The sequence below is a fragment of the Rhodococcus sp. Q genome (genome assembly GCF_005503035.1).
Taxonomy (GTDB): domain Bacteria; phylum Actinomycetota; class Actinomycetes; order Mycobacteriales; family Mycobacteriaceae; genus Rhodococcus_G.
Genome location: NZ_SCOY01000018.1, coordinates 55104 through 71950, shown reverse-complemented (window position 1 = coordinate 71950; position 16847 = coordinate 55104). Strand labels below are relative to the sequence as shown.

Here is a 16847-nt window from a genome sequence, read left to right as displayed (position 1 = left end):
TCGGCTCCTCGATATGTGGGCGCTGAATTCGGCGTCTGCGCCGCCGCAGGGCTGTTCGTCACACGGGCGGTGCCTCACAACGCTAGCGCACGCCGCCGCGCCGAGCCGGTGGCGCGTGGTGCTGGAGTGGCGCCACCGTGTCGGACGCGCAAACGCCGACGGGCACCTGCAATTGCAGGTGCCCGTCGGCGTCGAGTGGGTGTGTTACGCGCCCACGGTGAGGGTCTGGAGGATCTCACGCGCGAGAGCCGCGGTCTCGGACGGCGTCTTGCCGACCTTGACGCCGGCTGCCTCGAGCGCATCCTTCTTCGCCTGCGCGGTGCCCGAGGAACCGGAGACGATGGCGCCCGCGTGGCCCATGGTCTTGCCCTCGGGGGCGGTGAAGCCCGCGACGTAGCCGACGACCGGCTTGGTGACGTTGGCCTTGATGTAATCGGCCGCACGCTCCTCGGCGTCGCCGCCGATCTCGCCGATCATGACGATGAGCTTGGTCTCCGGGTCGTTCTCGAACGCCTCGATGGCGTCGATGTGGGTGGTGCCGATGACCGGGTCGCCGCCGATGCCGATGGCGGTCGAGAAGCCGTACTCACGCAGCTCGAACATCATCTGGTAGGTCAGGGTGCCGGACTTCGAGACCAGGCCGACGGGGCCCTTGCCCGCGATGTTGGCCGGGGTGATGCCGACCAGCGCCTCGCCGGGGGTGATGATGCCGGGGCAGTTGGGGCCGATGATCCGGGTCTTGTTGCCCTTCTCGACGTTGTAGGCCCACGCGTACGCGGAGTCCTGCACCGGGATGCCCTCGGTGATGACCACGAGGAGCGGGATCTCGGCGTCGATGGCCTCGACGATGGCGTCCTTGGAGAACGCCGGGGGAACGAACGCGATCGACACGTCCGCGCCGGTCTTCTCCATCGCCTCGGCGACGGAAGCGAAGACGGGCAGCTCGACGGGGTTGCCGTCCTTGTCCGTGTGCGAAACGGTGGTGCCGGCCTTGCGGGCGTTGACGCCGCCGACGACCTGGGTGCCGGCCTTGAGCATCAGGGCGGTGTGCTTGGTGCCCTCGCCGCCGGTGATGCCCTGGACGATGACCTTGGAGTCCTTGGTCAGGAAGATAGCCATTGTTCTGTGTCCCTTACTTCGCTGCGAACGCGAGTTCGGCGGCCTTGTCGGCGGCCTCGTCCATGGTGGCGACGACCGTGACCAGCGGGTGGTTGGCCTCGGCGAGAATGCGGCGGCCCTCCTCGACGTTGTTGCCGTCGAGACGGACGACGAGCGGCTTGTTGGCCTCGTCACCCAGGGTCTCCAGGGCGCCGACGATGCCGTTGGCGACCGCGTCACAGGCGGTGATGCCGCCGAAGACGTTGACGAACACGCTCTTGACCTGGACGTCGTTCAGGATGACGTCGAGACCGGCGGCCATGACGGCTGCGGAGGCGCCGCCACCGATGTCGAGGAAGTTGGCGGGCTTGACGCCGCCGTGCTTCTCACCTGCGTAGGCGACGACGTCGAGGGTCGACATGACCAGGCCCGCGCCGTTGCCGATGATGCCGACCTCGCCGTCGAGCTTGACGTAGTTGAGGTCGTTCTCCTTGGCCTTGAGCTCGAGCGGATCGGTCGCGTCCTTGTCCTCGAACTCGGCGTGGCCGGGCTGACGGAAGTCGGCGTTGGCGTCCAGGGTGACCTTGCCGTCGAGGGCGAGGATCTGGTCGTCGGGCGTACGGACGAGCGGGTTGACCTCGACGAGGAGAGCGTCTTCCTTGATGAAGACCTCCCACAGCTTCTGGATCGTGTTGGCCGCGGCGTCGAGCACCTCTGCGGGCAGCTTTCCTGCCTCGGCGATGCTGCGCGCGAACGCGAGGTCGACACCCTTGACGGCGTCAACGGGGATCTTCGCGAGGGCGTCGGGGTTCTCCTCGGCGGTGACCTCGATCTCGACGCCACCCTCGACCGAGCACATGGCCAGGTAGGTGCGGTTGGTGCGGTCGAGCAGGAAGGAGATGTAGTACTCCTCGGCGATGTCACTCGCCTCTGCGACCAGCAGCTTCTTGACGACGTGGCCCTTGATGTCGAGGCCGAGAATCGCCTCGGCGTTCGCCTGCGCGGCGTCCGCGTCGGGCGAGTACTTGACGCCACCGGCCTTGCCGCGGCCGCCGACCTTGACCTGCGCCTTGACCATCACGGGCTTGCCGATTTCCTCGGCGATCTCGCGGGCTCCGGCGACAGTGTCGGTAACACGGCCGGCCGACGTCGGCACATCGTGCTTGGCGAAGAGTTCCTTCGCCTGGTATTCGAAGAGATCCATCTGCTCACCGTCTCGTCTGCGTTGACGCCCGCTCGAGGGGTAGGAGCGGGTCCGTCCGGGACAATATCTAGTTGATTCCGTGACGCAGCCCTCGCCTTGGTGCTATGTGGCATATGTCACGGAGTCCGATGTGGCGCGCTGCAGGTCACGGCCGTCTGGGCCGAACCGCCACGACGGCGGTCGCCACGAACAGCACCACACCCATGATCGCAGCCCAGGTTCCCGGTCCGATAGCCGCCTCGGCGATCCGACTGTTGGTCAAGGGCCACCCAGTCAGGTATACGCCCATCGACAATGCGGCCCCAACCGCCCCCACCCCTGCGCGCGCCGGGCGGGCCCGTGCCGCGGTCAGGACGGTGACCACGAGAGTCACCACCAGTACTCCCTTGCCCCATGTGTCCCACCCCCACGGCCAGTCGGTCACCGAGTCGGGCGCGTAGCCGGGCCCGGTGTAGAGAGGAAGGGCCAGCGCGATCGTCGAGACGACGACCGCGGGAACCCCGACCAGAAGGACCGCGCGACGCCACGGGGTTCCGACGGAGCGATCGACCACGTCACGTTCGACGGAACCCGCATGCCAGCACAGTGCTCCCGTCGCGACGGCGCCGAGCGCGGACGCCCCGAGCAGGACTGTTCCGGCGCCGATTCCGACACCGGGGACGTCGATGGCGACGACGACCGCCTGCAACACCGCAGCTACGGCCGCGAACTGAGCGGCCCACACGACAGCGACGGCGGGCCGGACGACCGACGCGAGTCCGGGAAGCAGCAGTGCCGTCGAGGAGACGAACAGGATCGCGCCTGCGACGAGTGCAACTCGGGCGACGAGGACGTGGGGACGGTCGACGCCGTCGGGCACCGCCAACACGGGAAGCAAGGACCCGACCACGGCGAGCGCGCCCGACACGACGCCTGCCGCTCCTGCGACAGCGTGCTGGCGTGCCTGACGAGCGCGGTGGGCCACTGCACGGGAGGCGCCCGACGCCCGGACCGGAGTGACGGACCGGGCGCGTGCCCGAGCCGCCGCAGGCATCGTCGCCCCCACCGCGATCAGTACGAGCGCGGCGAGCGCGGACACCACCGATCCGGCTGCGACGGACACTCCACCGCCGGCCGCGACACCCGCCGCGACCCGAGAACCGAACAGTCCGAGTGCGCCGACTCCGGCACCGACGACCGCGGCCGCCGCGACGTCGGTCGACTCCGAGGCGAGGGCGGCCGCCACCACGACCAGTACGGCAAGAACCACGAGGGCGACACCGATTGCCGTCGGAGCGTTCGAGCCGAGCAGCGGGTGCACGACCAGCACGGGGTCGGTGGTCGCCCAGGGCACACCGAACGCTCCTGCGCCGAGCAGCAGCGCGGCACCGACCGCGACGGCGCCGGACAGGGGCCCGATGCGGCGGGCGACGGGCGCACCGTCGAGCGCGGGATCCGCGCCGAGCCCGTATCCGTCGGCCTGTGCGGCGCGGGTGACGGCGACGAGTCCGAGGATCCCCGCGACGACCGCGAGGACGTGGCCGACCAGGAGGGCGACGGCGCCCGGGCCCGCATGCAGGTGCGCTGCCGTCAGCGGCCGGAACAGGTCGAGGCGGTTGGCGTCGATCGGGTCGCTCCACAGGGCGGCGTCGAGCACGACGATTCCGAGGGCGACGCCGCCCGAGCCCGCGAGCAGGGCACCGGCCACGGCGACTGCGCGGCGGGCGAGCGCGACAACGGAGAGGAGCGGCGGGAGGAAGGCACAGGCGAGCGCCACCGCGGCGGCGGCGCCCACTGCAGGCCCTGCGTTCGGACCGACCACACCGAGAACGGGTGCCGCGACCAGCAGCACCGCGCCGAGGAGAGCTGCGGCGGTGGCGGCGACGGCAGGCCGGGTCGGATTCGGTGCCGGGTCGCTGCCGGAGGTAGGCGCGAGGACCGGACGCGATGTGGTGGACACGGCGCCCGACGCTAGCCGGGAACTCCTCGAGTGGCGGACGACGAGACGACCTCGGGATTCGTCCGTGATGCATTTGTGATGCATCTCACATTGTTGGGTCACCTGTGCGCAGAGGTTGCGGCTGTTGCGGCCGTTTCGTTACCGTCGCTGAGGCAAAGTCACAGACGGGTCACGAATGGAGGACGGCAGGTTGTCCAGACACCGCGCGCCCTCCACGACCCACAGTTACGGCACCGTCCCAGTACCGGACTCGCCCTATGCCGACAACATCGCAGCTCAGACCGTCATGCCGCAGCAGGCCCCGACGCCGGACCCGAGTAGACGCAGGGACTGGATGGCGGGAGACGACGCGAGCACGTATTCACATCCGCAGTACTCGGCTCCGCGTTACACCGGGTCATCACGTCTCGAGACCCACGGCTCCATGAACTACCGCACCACGACGCCTCACCCCAGTACCGAGCATGACGAGGTCGACGACGGACCCACCGCGATCGTCCCCGCTCTGCACGAGTTCCCCCCGCTCCCGAACAACACGGACCGACCCGCGTCCGATCATGCGAATGTCGCAGCTCCCGCTCGCCGCGGTGGAGCGCACCGCATCCCCACTCCGCCCACCGCCCTCAAGGGCCGCGCCGCAGTCGTGGCCGTCGCCGCAGGCGCAGTCGTCGCCGCAGGGCAGGCCGCGGGCGACGGACCGGAAGCCTCTCCCGACTTCACGCTCGCCGCCGCCGACGACGCCTCCACCATCGCGTCGACCGCCGAGCCGCAGGCCGCACAGTTCGCCGCCGACACCGCGAGCTCGTCGCAGGCGCCGCAGGTGCTCAACGTCGCCGATCCCGCCGACCTGAGCCAGTTCTCCAACCTCCTCGCGAAGGGCGAGCGACTCGGCGCCGAGCGCGCCGCCCGCGACCTCGCCGCCCGTCGCCCCCTGTTCGCACTCCCCGCGCTCGGCGCCTACACCTCCGGCTATGGCGCACGATGGGGCGAGCTGCACGCAGGTGTCGACATCGCCAACGCCATCGGAACCCCGATCTACGCCGTCGCCGACGGCGTCGTCATCGACTCCGGCCCGGCCTCCGGCTTCGGCATGTGGGTACGCCTGCAGCACGCCGACGGCACCGTCACCGTGTACGGACACATCGACTCGTCCCTGGTGTCGGTCGGCCAGCAGGTCATGGCGGGCGACCAGATTGCGCGTATGGGCAACCGCGGCTTCTCCACCGGTCCGCACCTGCACTTCGAGGTACATCTCGGTGGCTACAACAAGATCGACCCGCTCCCCTGGCTCGCGACCCGCGGCATCAGCCTCGGCGTCGAACGCGACTGAGCTCCGACCACCACACCCACACATCATCGAGGGCCGTCTTCCCCGCTCGGGGAGGCGGCCCGAGTCGTCGACGCCCACTCTGACAACTACTAACGATTTGGCGACCGCGCCCGTTCACCGAGCGGTTCCGGGCCGACGCGACTAGCGTCGGCGACGACGAAGCGCACAACGACGGTGACTGATCGACGACCGAACGACTTGCGACCACGGTGCTGCGTCCGCGACGGATGTGGCCGTCTCGTTCGTCCAACCCTGCGCCGCCGTCCGAGTCGTCGCGATGTACAGATCACCGGCGATCGATGACATGTGGAGGCATCATGGCGCCCGCAGACCACTCGAAGACCACAGCCACCCGAGCACCAGTAGGCAAGATCAGCATCTTCGCGCTCGCGATCATGAACATCGTTGCTGTGGTGAGTCTCCGCGGTCTGCCCGCGGAGGCCGAGTACGGTCTCTCGTCGATCTTCTACTACTTGTTCGCGGCGCTCTTCTTCCTCGTCCCCGTCTCCCTCGTCGCGGCAGAGCTGGCCACCGGCTGGCCGGAAAAAGGTGGCGTATTCCGTTGGGTAGGTGAGGCTTTCGGAGCCAAATGGGCGTTTCTCGCGATGTTCATGCTGTTCGTGGAGGTCAGCGTCTGGTTCCCCACCGCCCTCACATTCGCGGCCGTCTCACTGGCCTACACCGACCGAGATCTCAGCTTCGCCGAGCAGCTGTCGTCGAACAAGGTCTTCGTCCTCGTCATCGTGCTCGCGGTGTACTGGCTGGCGACATTCATCTCTTTCCGCGGCGTGAACGCCTTTGCCCGCGTTGCCAAATGGGGCGGCATTTTCGGCACCATCATCCCTGCCGCGATCCTGATCGTGCTCGGATTCTCGTACGTCCTCGCGGGCAACAAGTCGCAGATCGACCTGGAGTGGGGAGAGCTGATCCCCAACTTCAACAATTTCAGCAACGTGGTCCTGGCCGCGAGCATCTTCCTCTTCTACGCGGGTATGGAAATGAACGCGATTCACGTCAAGGACGTCGAGAACCCGACGAGAAACTATCCGATCGCGGTGGGCATCGCGGCGCTCGGCACCGTGATCATCTTCGTCCTGGGCACGCTCGCCATCGCTTTCGTCGTCCCCCGGTCCGACATCAACCTGACCCAGTCCCTGCTCACCGCGTACGTCGACATGTTCAGGTGGGCCGGGATCTCATGGGCGGCACCGATCATGGCCGCAGCCCTCGCAGTCGGTGTGCTCGCGGGCGTCGTCACCTGGGTGGCAGGACCGTCCTCCGGCCTGCTACAGGTCGCGAAGGCCGGATACCTGCCCCGGTTCTTCCAGACGACCAACAGGCACGGCATGGCGACACACATCATGCTCATCCAGGCTCTCGCAGTCACGATGCTCTCGATCCTGTTCGTGGTGCTGCCCTCCGTACAGGCGGCCTACCAGATCCTCAGCCAGCTCACCGTGATCCTCTACCTGGTGATGTACCTGCTGATGTTCGCGGCAGCGATCTACCTCCGGTTCAGTCAGCCGAACCGGCCTCGCCCGTACCGGATCCCCGGCGGAGTCGCCGGCATGTGGATCGTGGCCGGCGCCGGGTTCACCGGCGCACTGCTTGCCTTCATCTTCAGCTTCATCCCGCCCGACCAGATCGCCGTCGGAAGCCCGGTCGTGTACGTGGTGATCCTGCTGGCGCTCACCGTCTTCTTCGTGTCCCTGCCGTTCTTCATCTACCACGCGCGTAAGCCACACTGGGTGGACCCAGGCAACGACTTCGCCCCGTTCACGTGGCAGGCGGAAGGAACCCATCCGGGGGTGGTCAGCCCCTCGGCCACCGACACCAGCACGGCCGTCAAGGGGGAGTCCGCGTGAGCCCCGCCATCGCGCCCGCGGCCGTCGAGACCGCCGTCGCCGACGCCCACCGGGACTGCACCGGGGTGAACGGCGGCAAGAACGCGAGCTACATCCCGTACCTCGCCTCCGTGGACCCGTCACTGTTCGGCGTCGCCGTGGTCACCGTGGACGGTCAGGTGTTCGAGGCCGGCGACAGCAGGGTCGAATTCGCGTTGGAGTCGATTTCCAAGGTGGTCACCATGGCGGTCGCGCTCGAGGATCTCGGCGCGGAAGAGTTCCACCGCAGGATCGGCGCGGATCCGACCGGGTTGCCGTTCAACTCGGTGATGGCGCTCGAACTCAACGACGACATGCCCCTGACACCGCTGGTGAACGCGGGCGCGATGTCGGCGACCAGCGCGGTGCAGGCCGACGACAAGGAGCACCGTTGGCGACGGATCCTCGGCGCGCAGTCCAGGTTCGCCGGTCGGCAGATCACCCTGAGCGACGCGATCAATACCTCCGAGCAGACCACCAACACGCACAATCGGGCGATCGCCTGGCTGCTGCAGTGCGGCGGCGCGATGTACTCGGATCCGATGGAGGCATGCGAGATCTACACGCGGCAGTGCTCCACCCTGGTCAACACCGTCGACCTGGCGGCGATGGGGGCGACACTGGCCGCGGGCGGAGTCAACCCGGTCACCGGCGACCGAGTGGTCAGCGCCGTGAACGTGCCGCACATGCTCGCGGAGATGACCATGGAGGGCCTGTACACCCGCTCGGGCGACTGGGCCTACACCGTCGGCCTTCCCGGAAAGAGCGGCGTCGGCGGCGGACTGGTCGCGGTCGCGCCAGGAAAGCTCGCCATAGCAGGATTTTCGCCGCCGCTCGATTCCGCAGGCAACAGCGTGCGCGCTCAGGCGGCCGTCGGCCAGGTCGCGGCGGCACTGAAACTGGGCCTGTTCCGGGTCCCTGGCCTGCCCTGATTCCGGCGGACGCCCCCATGCCTCACCGGCAACCGCGGCTTCTCCACCGGCCCGCACCTGCATTTCGAGGTACATCTCGGTGGCTACAACAAGATCGACCCCCTCCCGTGGCTCGCCACCCGCGGCATCAGCCTCGGCGTCGAACGCGACTGACACCGCCCCACCCCACGGCACAGTCGTTCGTTCCTCACTCCACGGCACAGTCGTTCGTGTCTCATTCCACGGCGACCGCCCCGACGATGGTGCGCCGCGACGCCCGCACGGCCGGCGCCACCGCGCCCACCATCGCGAGAGCTGTTGCGACGCAGGTGGACACGAGCAGCATCGGTCCGGTGGCGAAGGCGACGTCGACTCCCAGCACCCTGCTCATCGCGAACGACGTCACGTATTGACTCGCAGCCCCGAACGCCGCTCCGAGCACCCCGCCGACGACGCCTATCGCCGCCGCCTCCGCGAGTACCGACCGGGAGACGAAACGACGTGACGCCCCCATCGCGCGCAGCACACCGAGTTCCCGACGGCGCTCGAGCACCGACAGCGTGAGGGTGTTCAGCAGTGCCACGGCGGCGACGCCGACGACGATCCAGGCCATCGCGGCGACCAGCACCGTCCCTCCGCGCACCGACTCGCCAACGGCCCGGACACTCTCGGCGCCCGAGTACACGTTGATGCCCTCCGGCAGCGCGGCGCGCAGCGCGCCCATGACGGTCTCGGGGTTGGCGCCCGGCTCGAACAGGACACCGAGGATCGTCGCTCCCGGCCGCTCGAACCACGCTCGCAGCTGCGTCATGCTCAGCGCCACGACACCTCCTGACGCTGCGAAGAACGGGACGACCTGCAGCACCTCGACAGGGTGCACGCCGGTCGGGGTGGGGAGGTCGACGACGTCGCCCGCGCCGACGTCGAGGGCCGCGGCGACATCGCGGGACACGGCGACCCCCTCGCCGTCGATCAGGCGCTCGCGCGTCTCGTCCGTCAGCGCATCCGCGGGCGGTGCGGTACTGCCCGGTGCAAGCCCGGTGAGCATGACCCTGCTGTCCCCGACGGTCGTGTACGCCATCTGCCCCTCACCGACCCCCGCGACGCCCGGGGTCGCCCCGACCGCGGCCTCCACGGATGCCGGGAGGATCGGCGCGGTGGGGAACACGCCGGGATCGGCGCTGCCGACGTACGCGTCGACCTCTCCGAGGGACGCGAAACTCGCTGTCGCCGAGTCGATCACGTTGGTGTTGGAGCCCGTCGTCGACACGGTCATCGACACTCCGACGACGACGGTCATCAGGGTCGTCCAGACGCGAAGGGGTGCACGTTCGAGCGTGGTAGCAGCCAGGACGCCGGGCGTACCCAGCGTCCGGGCGACCGAGGCCGTCGCGCGCACCAGATAGGGGCCCGCCGCGAAGCACAGCAGGACCTGCGCTGCGGAGGTCAACGCGATGGCGGTGACCGCGACGCGTCCCGTCGCCTGGGTCGCGACACCGACCGCGCAGGCCGCCACGAACACCCCGGCGACGAGTGCGAGGACACGCGTACTCCGCGTGGCGGTGTCGATGCTGGACGCCCCGACCGGGACCAGCGCCTCCACGGGGGCGACGGCGTACACCTGCCGTGCCGCCAGCGCGGCAGCGGCGACCGCCGCCAACAGACAGGCCGCGACCGCGGCCGGGATCGCGTACGGCGGCAGTATGTACTCGATGTCGGCTTCGACCCCCTGCAACAGTGCGGGCGGAATCCGTCCGATGACGGCACGGCCGACGAGCACCCCCGCGGCGGCGCCGACCACACCGCCGACGATCCCCAGGACCGCCGCCTCGCCGAGGAGGTCGGCCACGATCACCCGGCGACGCCCGCCGATCGCGCGCAGCAGCGAGATCGTCGGGCGGCGTGAGGCGACGGCCATGCTGGTCACGTTGTAGACGAGGAAGGCCGCGACCACCAGCGCACCGGACGCGGCGGACAGCGTCAGCGCCTGCATCAGTGAGATGCCGCCGCTGGACTGGAGCGCCCGCAGGTTCGGCGTCGCGACGAGGGCTCGGCCGCCGATCGCGGCGTCGATGTCGTCGCGCACCCGCACGGTGTTGGCGCCGGGGTCGGTGGCGACGAGGACGGAGTCGATCCGCCCGGGTCTGCCGGTGAGATTCTGGGCAGTGGTCAGCGGCGCGACGACGAACCGCCCACCGGACAGGTCGCGGGCGTCGCCGCCGAGTACCGCGGCGACCGTCGCCGTTCCCGCACCCAGATCAACCGAATCCCCTACTGCCAGTCCGGTGTCCGGGCCGACCGCGACACCGTTCGGAGTCGTCGCCAACGCCACGGCTACCGGCGCAACCAGCCGACCCAGATCGCTGCCGAGCGAGGCGCCACGCGGGTCGGCCCCGAGAACCAGCAGACGGTCGGGGCCGGCCTGCATCCGGAGCATCGGCGCCGCCACCGCGACGGACGGAACAGCGGCGACCAACCCGGCCAGGCCCTCGTCGAAACCACTGTCCGTGACGCCGGAGACCTCCAGGTCCGCCGTGCCACCGACCCCGTCGACGAGCCGCTCGGCAGATCCGGTGACCGACCCGGAGATGCCGAAGACTGCGACCAGCAGGCACGCGGCGACCGCGACGACCCCTGCCGAGGTGACGGTGCGTCCGGGATGGACCCGCAGTTCACGCAGGTTCAGGGCGCGGATTCGGGACAGTCCGGAGCCGATCATCCACCGCTCCCGACACGGACCGTGGCCGGCCGGTCCGATCCGACCCGACCGTCTCGAATGGTGACGACGCGGTCGGTCGACTCCGCCGCGTCCAGGTTGTGGGTCACCATCACCACGGTGCGGTCGCGTCCGGACTCGTGTGCGACGTCGGCGAGCAGTTCCATGACGGCAGCACCGGTGACGGAGTCGAGGTTGCCGGTCGGTTCGTCGGCGAGGATCAGGGTGGGATCCATGATCAGTGCGCGGGCGAGGGCGACGCGCTGCATCTGGCCGCCCGACATCTCCGACGGCCGGTGGTCGGCGCGGTCCCCCAACCCGACCCGGTCGAGGAGCGCGATCGCGTCGGCCTTCGCCCGGCCGAGCCGGACACCGGCGAGCAGTCTCGGCACGGCGACGTTCTCCCACGCCGACATCGTCGGGATCAGGTTGAAGAACTGGAAGACGAAGCCGACGCGGCGAAGCCGGAAATCCGACTGCTGACCGTCGTCGAGGGTCCCGATCTCCTTGCCCTGGAACCTGATCGAGCCGGAGTCCGGACTGTCGAGCGCTCCGAGCAGATGCAGCAGGGTGCTCTTGCCCGCACCCGACGGTCCGACGACGGAGACGAATTCCCCTGCGCCGAGCGTCAGGGACACGCCGTCCAGTGCCCGGACGAGGCCGCCGCCGATGCGGTATTCGCGGACCACATCGGACAGTTCGACCGTCACCTCTCGCGGGCCGGTCACACCGACGCTGCCGAGACACCGGTCGCCATGGCGTCGGCCATACCCTGCTCGCCACGCTGTTCTCGGCGCAGCGCGGCGGACATGGTCGCGCCCTCGTCCAGCACGGCGCGAAGCACCGGCTGCTCGGACGCCAGCCGCAACCACGCCTGCTGGGGCGTCGTCCCGTCCTCCAGCGCCTGGTCGAGGAGGGCCGCCAGATGGCCGCTCCAGCGGTGCTGCAGCGCCAGCAGAATTTCGTCGGGTGACCGGAAATGCTCACGGGCGCTCGGTATCTCACCGAGCCGGCGCACGATCGTCGGGTCCGCCGCCGCCCGGGTCATGACGTCCTCCAGCACTCGGCGACGTTCTCGGAATTCGGTCCAGGACATCTCTCGGCCCCCTAGCCGTGGTGACGTGACTGCATCGTGGAACCAACCCTAGGAAAGCGGACGCGTCCCGTCGCCGTGCCGGAGTCGGGATCTCGCCTCCTACCGCAGTAGGAGATGCAGGTCCGGTCACGGGTGGATGCGCCGGCGCCGACCCCCGTTTACGCTGACCCTGTGCCGGTAACGGAGTTCTTCCGCCCACGGCTGGCGGCAAGCGGATACGACTATCCCGTCGGGGTGCCCGTCTTCGAGCACGTCGCGACGTGCGTCATCGCCGTCGTCGCGGTCGCGCAGCGGGACGCGTTCGTCCCGCCTGGCTGGCCGCTTCTGCTCGGGGTGATCGCCTCGGTCGCCCCGATGATCGCCGACATGGTCCGCACCGGCGCACTGGTCCCGCGGCCGGTGCTGGCCGCGGTCGTCATCGCGGCGACGTCGCTGCTGATGCTGGATCCTCCTGCCACCCAGTTCGACTTCGCCCCGCTCCTGCTGGTGATGATGGTGGGCGAGGTCGCGGCGACGTCCGGCCTCGCGGTGAGCCTGACGACCCTGGCCGCGTCCCTGGCGGTGCCGCTGGCCTTCGCCGCACTGGGGCCGCTCGGTGGCGCCGCCTGGCTGTACGCCCTGATCATCGCGCTCGGCTGGATCATCGGCAGGCTCATGCAGGTCCAGCTGCGGCTCCTGCACCAGGAGCGGGCGGCCCGGGCCACCGCGGCGGAGCAGTCCGCGACGGAGGAGAGGCAGCGGATCGCGCGCGAAGTCCACGACGTGATCGCGCACTCGCTGAGCATCACCCTGCTCCACACGACGGCCGCGCGGAGGGCGCTCGAACAGGACCGCGACGTCGACGAGGCCGTCGACGCGCTCACCGACGCCGAACGGCTCGGCAGGCAGGCGATGGCGGACATCCGCCGGACGGTGGGACTGCTCGGTTCCGGACCGTCCGCGCACCGACCCGAACCCGGCATCGCCGACGTCCCGGAGCTGATCGACGACTTCCGCCGGGTCGGCCTGCCCGTCGACTTCGAGATGACCGGTGACCTCGCTTCCGTGAGCCCGGCGACCGGTCTCGGCGTCTACCGGATCTCGCAGGAGTCGCTGGCGAATGTCGTCAAGCATTCGCCGGGAACGGCAGCGGCGGTCCGGGTGGCGATCGCGCCGGATGCCGTCACCGTCGAGGTCCGCAACCGCCTGGCCACGGCTCCCGGACGCACGAAGGGGCCACCGGGGACGGGGCTGCGGGGCATGCGCGAGCGCGCCGCGTTGCTCGGCGGCGACCTCCGGGCGGGCCCCGACCGTGACGGCTGGTCGGTGCGCGCCCGGGTTCCGTTGCCGGGCGGATCGTGTCGGCCGGCGTTCCTGCGCATCCTCCCGGGTATGTCGTGACGGCGCCCGACGTGCGGGTACTGCTCGTCGACGACCAGGAGCTGGTGCGGTCGGGGCTGCGCCGGATCTTGCGCCGCAAGGATGGCTTCTCGATCGTCGCCGAGTGTTCCGACGGCGACGAGGTGCCCACAGCCGTCGACGAGCACCGCCCCGACGTGGTGCTGATGGATCTGCGGATGAAGCGGGTCGACGGGATCACCGCAACGCGCAACCTGGCGTCCCGGGGCGACCATCCGCCCGTGTTGGTGCTGACGACCTTCGACGACGACGAACTGCTCTCGGGGTCGTTGCGTGCCGGGGCGGCGGGTTTCGTCCTGAAGGACTCGGCTGCCGAGGACCTGATTCGCGCGGTCCGCACCGTGGCGGTCGGAGGATCGTGCCTCGACCCGGCGGTGACGGGACGCGTGCTCACCGCCTACCGGTCCGCGGCGACCCCCCGGCGCGAGGCACCGGGCGAGTTGACCGCGCGGGAGGCCGACGTGCTGGTCCGCATCGCCCGCGGTCTCACGAACCGCGAGATCGCACTCGACCTGGGGATTTCCGAGGTGACGGTGAAGTCGCACGTCGGCCACATCTTCGTCAAACTCGACCTGCGCGACCGCGCCGCCGCCATCGTGTACGCGTTCGACCACGGCATCGTGACCCCCGGCGCTCCCACCCCCTGAGGGTGGGCCGTCAGAGCTTGACCTGACGGCGAGCCGTCAGAGCTTGATCATCGGCACGCCGCCGATGAGCATCAGGCGCACCTTGCCCGCGGAGCCGAAGTCCACGGTCACCGTTGCCGTCGGGCCTGCGCCCTTCGTCTCCAGGACGGTGCCGAGGCCGTACTTGTCGTGGCTGACCCGGTCGCCGACCGCGAGCACGAGGTGGTTGTTGCGAGGCCGTGCGGCGCCGAAACTCGGTGCCGCCTCCGCCTTCTCACGACCCCCGTAGCCGCCGCCACCGAAACCACCACCGCCGCCGTAGCCGCCACCGTAGCCCTGTCCGCCGCGGAACCGGCCGCCGCCGATCGCACCGCCCATACCCGGCCCGGGGTCCTCCCGACGCCAGTCGATGAGGTGCTGCGGAATCTCCTGCAGGAACCGTGATTCCGGATTGGTGATCGGCTGCCCCCACGCGGAGCGCAGCACGGCACGCGAGACGTACAGCCGCTGCCGTGCCCGGGTGATGCCCACGTACGCGAGGCGTCGCTCCTCGGACAACTCCGCGGGATCGCCGAGAGCCCGCATGTGCGGGAACTGGCCGTCCTCCCATCCGGTGACGAAGACGACGGGAAACTCGAGGCCCTTCGCGGTGTGCAGCGTCATCATCGTGACCACGCCGTCGCCGTTGTCGGGAAGTTGATCGGAGTCCGCGACCAGCGACACCCGTTCGAGGAACGCGGCCAGCGAACCCGGATCGGGTTCGCCGTCACCGAGCGCGGGATCGTCCTCGCCCGCGGCCGCGAGCGCACCTTCGAGGGCCTCGTCGATCTCGGACTCGATACCTGCGGCGTTCCGGGCGTCGGAGCTGAATTCACGTGCGACGCTGACCAGTTCGTTGAGGTTGTCGAGCCGGGCACCGTCCTGCGGGTCGCTGCTGGCCTCGAGCTCCGCCCGGTAGCGGGTCTTGTCGAGTACCGACTCGACCACGTCGCCGATATCGATCAGTCCGGCGTCGTCGGGCTGCATGCCGTCCCGGATCTCGTCCATCATCTCGACGAACGCGACGATCGCCTTCTGCGAGCGGGTGTTCAGCAGCGGAACGGTGCCCGCGGCGGCGTCACGCAGGGCCGCGGCGAAACCGATGCCCCGCCGCTCGGCGTGCACGGAGACGCACGCCTCCGCGCGGTCGCCGATGCCGCGGCGGGGGGTGTTGAGGATGCGGCGCAGACTGACCGTGTCGTCGGGGTTCTCCAGCACCCGCAGGTACGCGACGGCGTCACGCACCTCCTTGCGCTCGTAGAACCGGACCCCGCCGACCACCTTGTACGGCAGCCCGAGCCGGATGAACACCTCTTCCAGCGCGCGGGAGGAGTTGTTCGTCCGGTAGAAGACGGCGACGTCGCCGAACTTCGCGTCCCCGGCGTCGACGAGCCGGTCGATCTCGGACGCCACGAACGATGCCTCGTCGTGCTCGTTGTCGGCGACGTACCCGATGATCAGTTCGCCCTCGCCGGAGTCCGTCCACAGTTTCTTGTCCCGGCGTCCGGTGTTGCGGGAGATGACGGCGTTGGCGGCCGTCAGGATGTTCTGGGTGGAGCGGTAGTTCTGTTCGAGGAGGATCGTCCGCGCCTGCGGGTAGTCGCGCTCGAACTCCTCGATGTTGCGGATGGTCGCGCCGCGGAACGCGTAGATCGACTGGTCCGCGTCACCGACGACACACAGTTCCGATGGCGGAACCTGGCCTGAGGTCGGCACCGCCGCCGTGCCTGCTCCCTCCTCGCCGACGAGGGTGCGCACGAGCACGTACTGGGCGTGGTTGGTGTCCTGGTACTCGTCGACGAGGACGTGCCGGAAGCGGCGCCGGTAGTACTCGGCGACCTGCGGGTGCCGCTGCAGGACCGAGACGGTCTCGCCGATCAGGTCGTCGAAGTCGAGGGCGTTCGCGGCCCGCAGTCGGGCCTGGTAGTGCCCGTACACCCGCGCGACCAGCCGAACCACCTCGTTGGTGTCACGGTCGGCGTCCTCGGCCGCCTGCTCCGGTCCGATCAGCTCGTTCTTCAGGTTCGAGATGTGCGTGGCCAGCAGCCGAGCCGAGTACTTCTTCTGGTCGATCTCGAGGTCCTTCGAGATCATCGTCAGCAGCCGGCGCGAGTCGTCCGCGTCGTAGATGGTGAAGTTCGAGTTCAGGCCGGGCAGCAACGCCGCCTGCATACGCAGGATTCGCACACACGTCGAGTGGAACGTCGCCACCCACATGTTCCCGCCGCGCGGACCGACCAACTGGGAGACGCGTTCGCGCATCTCCGCGGCCGCCTTGTTCGTGAACGTGATCGCCAGGATCTGACTCGGCGTGGCATCTCGTTCGGCGAGCAGGTAGGCGATGCGGCGGGTCAGGACGGCGGTCTTGCCCGACCCGGCGCCCGCCACGATGAGCAGCGGCGACCCCGTGTGGACGACAGCCTCCCGCTGTTGCGGGTTCAGTCCGTCGAGGAGATCCGCGGTGGATGTGCGGTGGCCGGCCTGGGCTGCAGCGGAGAATGTGTTCATTGCCCGTCCACGCTACCGCCGGGCGCCGACATCGGGGTCCGCCGCCCGCACCCCAACCGGGCGCACCCCCTCGAGCATGGCAAAATGGGGCCATGCTCA

12 protein-coding genes and 1 pseudogene are annotated in these 16847 nt (G+C 69.5%); 6 read left to right on the top strand and 7 right to left on the bottom strand.

The window, feature by feature from the left end:
- Positions 1–204: 204 nt before the first annotated feature.
- The 3 genes from sucD to FFS72_RS17135 form a co-directional block, all read right to left on the bottom strand.
- Positions 205–1119, bottom strand: a complete 915-nt coding sequence (gene sucD / locus FFS72_RS17145; RefSeq protein ID WP_050062822.1) for a succinate--CoA ligase subunit alpha — start codon at positions 1117–1119, stop codon at positions 205–207.
- Between the two features lie 13 nt (positions 1120–1132).
- Positions 1133–2302: an ADP-forming succinate--CoA ligase subunit beta gene (gene sucC / locus FFS72_RS17140; protein ID WP_137875053.1), complete on the bottom strand. Its 1170-nt coding sequence runs from the start codon at positions 2300–2302 to the stop codon at positions 1133–1135.
- A 145-nt stretch (positions 2303–2447) separates the two neighbouring features.
- Positions 2448–4241: a hypothetical protein gene (locus tag FFS72_RS17135; protein WP_137875052.1), complete on the bottom strand. Its 1794-nt coding sequence runs from the start codon at positions 4239–4241 to the stop codon at positions 2448–2450.
- Between the two features lie 334 nt (positions 4242–4575).
- On the opposite strand from FFS72_RS17135, the gene FFS72_RS17125 reads away from it, so the two are divergent.
- The 4 genes and pseudogenes from FFS72_RS17125 to FFS72_RS27130 form a co-directional block, all read left to right on the top strand.
- Entirely contained in the window at positions 4576–5571 is a 996-nt protein-coding gene (locus FFS72_RS17125) for a M23 family metallopeptidase (RefSeq protein ID WP_502704126.1), read from the top strand.
- Positions 5572–5888: 317 nt separating this feature from the next.
- Complete coding sequence (gadC, locus tag FFS72_RS17120) at positions 5889–7436, top strand: glutamine/gamma-aminobutyrate antiporter GadC (RefSeq protein ID WP_137875050.1); 1548 nt, start codon at positions 5889–5891, stop codon at positions 7434–7436.
- On the top strand, positions 7433–8386 hold the full coding sequence (gene glsA / locus FFS72_RS17115; protein WP_137875049.1) for a glutaminase A: 954 nt from the start codon (positions 7433–7435) through the stop codon (positions 8384–8386). Before gadC ends, glsA begins: the two co-directional genes overlap by 4 nt.
- Before the next feature lie 27 nt (positions 8387–8413).
- Positions 8414–8539 (top strand): annotated as a pseudogene (locus FFS72_RS27130) (M23 family metallopeptidase); the annotation flags it as partial.
- A gap of 61 nt (positions 8540–8600) precedes the next feature.
- Here the strand turns inward: FFS72_RS27130 and FFS72_RS17110 are convergent.
- The 3 genes from FFS72_RS17110 to FFS72_RS17100 are packed head-to-tail and all read right to left on the bottom strand — an operon-like array spanning position 8601 to position 12177.
- On the bottom strand, positions 8601–11084 hold the full coding sequence (locus tag FFS72_RS17110; RefSeq protein WP_137875048.1) for an ABC transporter permease: 2484 nt from the start codon (positions 11082–11084) through the stop codon (positions 8601–8603).
- Entirely contained in the window at positions 11081–11791 is a 711-nt protein-coding gene (locus FFS72_RS17105) for an ABC transporter ATP-binding protein (protein WP_137875089.1), read from the bottom strand. Before FFS72_RS17105 ends, FFS72_RS17110 begins: the two co-directional genes overlap by 4 nt.
- Before the next feature lie 14 nt (positions 11792–11805).
- Positions 11806–12177: a hypothetical protein gene (locus FFS72_RS17100; protein ID WP_137875047.1), complete on the bottom strand. Its 372-nt coding sequence runs from the start codon at positions 12175–12177 to the stop codon at positions 11806–11808.
- Between the two features lie 171 nt (positions 12178–12348).
- Between FFS72_RS17100 and FFS72_RS17095 the strand changes: the two genes are divergently transcribed.
- Positions 12349–13557, top strand: coding sequence for a sensor histidine kinase (locus FFS72_RS17095; RefSeq protein ID WP_249353376.1), 1209 nt, complete (start codon positions 12349–12351; stop codon positions 13555–13557).
- Positions 13554–14222: a response regulator gene (locus FFS72_RS17090; protein ID WP_137875045.1), complete on the top strand. Its 669-nt coding sequence runs from the start codon at positions 13554–13556 to the stop codon at positions 14220–14222. The genes FFS72_RS17095 and FFS72_RS17090 overlap by 4 nt, the downstream gene beginning before the upstream one ends.
- Positions 14223–14258: 36 nt before the next feature.
- Here FFS72_RS17090 and FFS72_RS17085 read toward each other — a convergent pair whose 3' ends face one another.
- Positions 14259–16748 carry a UvrD-helicase domain-containing protein gene (locus tag FFS72_RS17085; RefSeq protein ID WP_137875044.1) on the bottom strand — a complete coding sequence of 830 codons (2490 nt, stop codon included), beginning with the start codon at positions 16746–16748 and terminating at the stop codon, positions 14259–14261.
- Positions 16749–16847: the final 99 nt, after the last annotated feature.

Coding starts and splice junctions, on each gene's coding strand:
- sucD (WP_050062822.1), bottom strand. CDS start 1,119: ATGGCTATCTTCCTGACCAAGGACTCCAAGGTCATCGTCCAGGGCATC.
- sucC (WP_137875053.1), bottom strand. CDS start 2,302: ATGGATCTCTTCGAATACCAGGCGAAGGAACTCTTCGCCAAGCACGAT.
- FFS72_RS17125 (WP_502704126.1), top strand. CDS start 4,576: ATGGCGGGAGACGACGCGAGCACGTATTCACATCCGCAGTACTCGGCT.
- gadC (WP_137875050.1), top strand. CDS start 5,889: ATGGCGCCCGCAGACCACTCGAAGACCACAGCCACCCGAGCACCAGTA.
- FFS72_RS17110 (WP_137875048.1), bottom strand. CDS start 11,084: ATGATCGGCTCCGGACTGTCCCGAATCCGCGCCCTGAACCTGCGTGAA.
- FFS72_RS17100 (WP_137875047.1), bottom strand. CDS start 12,177: ATGTCCTGGACCGAATTCCGAGAACGTCGCCGAGTGCTGGAGGACGTC.
- FFS72_RS17085 (WP_137875044.1), bottom strand. CDS start 16,748: ATGAACACATTCTCCGCTGCAGCCCAGGCCGGCCACCGCACATCCACC.